Origin of the sequence: Flavobacterium silvaticum (assembly GCF_012911565.1) — a bacterium.
In the GTDB taxonomy this organism is placed as follows: Bacteria; Bacteroidota; Bacteroidia; order Flavobacteriales; family Flavobacteriaceae; genus Flavobacterium; species Flavobacterium silvaticum.
On the sequence record NZ_JAAMPU010000035.1, the window covers coordinates 1 to 288 of the forward strand.

Here is a 288-nt window from a genome sequence, read left to right on the forward strand (position 1 = left end):
CCATCAACTACACCGTATATTTCGCAAGTTCCGAAATTGGATATATTTCCATTTACCATCCCATAAACGATTGCTCGTGAGCCTTTATCGATTGAAAGATTACCATTCAGAATTCCGTTTATAACAAATATGACAGAATTGCGGACTACAACATTTCCATTAATCATTCCAGCGAGATTTGTTTCAACTTCAATTGTGAAGTCAGAATTGTATTTTTCGTTTAATATTTTCATTTTATTATAATTTGAATCTCTTATGATTGTTTGTTTACGCGATTGGGCAATTACC

Annotated in this window: 1 protein-coding gene; it reads right to left on the bottom strand. The window is 32.6% G+C overall.

Going from position 1 to position 288, the window contains the following annotated elements; genetic code table 11:
• A partial coding sequence (locus tag G6047_RS00115) for a hypothetical protein (protein ID WP_169525270.1) occupies nucleotides 1-233 on the bottom strand: 233 nt, incomplete at its 3' end.
• Nucleotides 234-288 lie beyond the last annotated feature (55 nt).